The organism is Savagea faecisuis, assembly GCF_042675605.1.
In the GTDB taxonomy this organism is placed as follows: domain Bacteria; phylum Bacillota; class Bacilli; order Bacillales_A; family Planococcaceae; genus Savagea; species Savagea faecisuis.
This window is the reverse complement of the sequence record NZ_JBHTJF010000040.1, coordinates 1-2,043: the sequence shown is the minus strand read 5'-3', so window position 1 is coordinate 2,043 and position 2,043 is coordinate 1. Positions and strand designations below refer to the sequence as shown.

The window sequence follows — 2,043 nt, the reverse complement described above, 5'->3', positions numbered from 1 at the left end:
AAATCTTGTCATCAGCTCGGATGATTTATCAAAAAAGTGTTACGTGATTTTGGCTAATCAACACGTGTGAATTTGTTGTTCTGTTAAATTTTATTGAAGATATTTCAAGGATAAAGTTTGAGTTTATTTACTGAAAAATAAGAATAGTTTAAGAGGAGTTAACAGACGAATGTTTTTTAGCTATTTCCTTTGAATGTTCGGAAGTTGTATTGTTTTTCAAAGGAAAAGACGGTATATTGAATGTATTAAATAGCGCATCGTATAAATTTGAGAATATGGCTCAAACGTTTCTACTGAAGTTCTGTAAAAACTTCAACTACGATCCAATAAAACCTTAGATTGTACTGTGCGAACAAAAGGAAGGTTACTCAGTTGAAAAACTATTTCGAATTCGAAAAGTTAGGTACGAATTACAGAAGAGAAATCATCGGGGGATTGACGACGTTTTTAGCGATGGCTTATATTTTAGCGGTCAATCCAGGGATGCTCTCATTAGAAGGTGTTCCAGATATTCCTGACGCTATGCGCATGGATAAAGGAGCAGTGTTTACTGCAACAGCATTAGCAGCGGCAATCGGTTCTATATTAATGGGATTGTTGGCGCGCTATCCAATTGGACTCGCTCCGGGTATGGGATTGAACGCATTCTTCGCGTTTTCTGTCGTATTAGGATTAGGAATTCCATGGCAAACCGCATTAACAGGAGTTTTATTCTCAGGAATCATTTTCATTATTTTATCATTAACAGGACTTAGAGAATTTATTATTAACTCGATTCCAGAACAATTGAAGCTAGCAGTTGGAGCGGGAATCGGTTTATTTATTACGTTTTTAGGTTTGCAAAATGCGAACATTATCGTAGGAAATCCGAATACGCTCGTTGAATTGGGAGATTTGACGAGTGCGCCAGTTTTACTAGCTATATTTGGTCTCGTCATCAGTGTCATTATGATGGTTCGTAAAATTAATGGTGCTATCTTTTATGGGATGATTATCACGATGATTGTTGGAATTGCAACATCAGTCATCGCGAAGCCGACAGCGATCGTCTCAAAAGTTCCAGACATTTCGCCGACATTCGGTGCGGCATTTGAACCGATCATGAATGACCCAGCTTCTTTAATGACGACATCATTCGTTGTTGTTGTTATCACATTTTTATTCGTTGACTTTTTCGATACAGCAGGAACGCTCGTCGCTGTAGCAACACAAGCAGGATTAATGAAGGGCGATAAATTGCCACGTGCAGGAAAAGCTTTATTGTCAGACTCTGTTGCGACAGTATCAGGGGCAATTTTAGGAACATCGACAACGACATCTTTTGTTGAATCAACAGCTGGAGTTGCAGCAGGTGCAAGAACAGGATTTGCATCGATTGTGACAGGTTTACTTTTCATACTCGCTTTGTTTTTCTCGCCAATTTTAATGGCAGTAACACCTGAAGTGACAGCACCTGCTTTAATTATTGTCGGTGCGTTAATGGTGAAAACATTAGGAGATGTGAAGTGGAATGAGTTTGAAATTGCAGTTCCTGCATTTTTAACGATGATTGCGATGCCACTCACATATAGTATCGCAACAGGAATTGCGATCGGATTTGTATTTTATCCAATTACGATGATGATGGCAGGACGTCGTAAAGAAATTCATCCGATCATGTATGTGTTATTCATATTGTTTATTGCATACTTTGCATTTTTAACCGATTGATTGAAAGAAACGAATGCTCCGCAAACGTAAACTTCGTGAATAGAAGTTTAGAATTGTGGAGCATTTTTGTTTTGTGTAAATAAAAATTGTTGGCTATATAATAGGAAGAGAAAAAGAAATGAGAAAAACTTTGTAAAAACCCTTTACAAAATATTAATAACTTGTTATAGTTATAAAGCAGTCGAGAGAGACAGCACATGAACATTGAAAACTGAACAGTAACTTGTTGATGAAATAAACCGTTTCGATATTCAACCCCGTTGAATATCGAAACAAAAATTTTGGACATCTATAAAAGATGCCAGCAAAAATTTGAGCTTACTCAAATTTCTC

1 protein-coding gene and 1 riboswitch are annotated in these 2,043 nt (G+C 37.1%); the gene reads left to right on the top strand.

What is annotated here, in order from left to right; all coding sequences use genetic code 11:
* The first annotated feature begins 237 nt into the window (after positions 1–237).
* Positions 238–339: riboswitch (purine riboswitch) on the top strand.
* A 33-nt stretch (positions 340–372) separates the two neighbouring features.
* Complete coding sequence (locus ACFQ0V_RS11825) at positions 373–1,710, top strand: NCS2 family permease (protein WP_381013821.1); 1,338 nt, start codon at positions 373–375, stop codon at positions 1,708–1,710.
* Positions 1,711–2,043 lie beyond the last annotated feature (333 nt).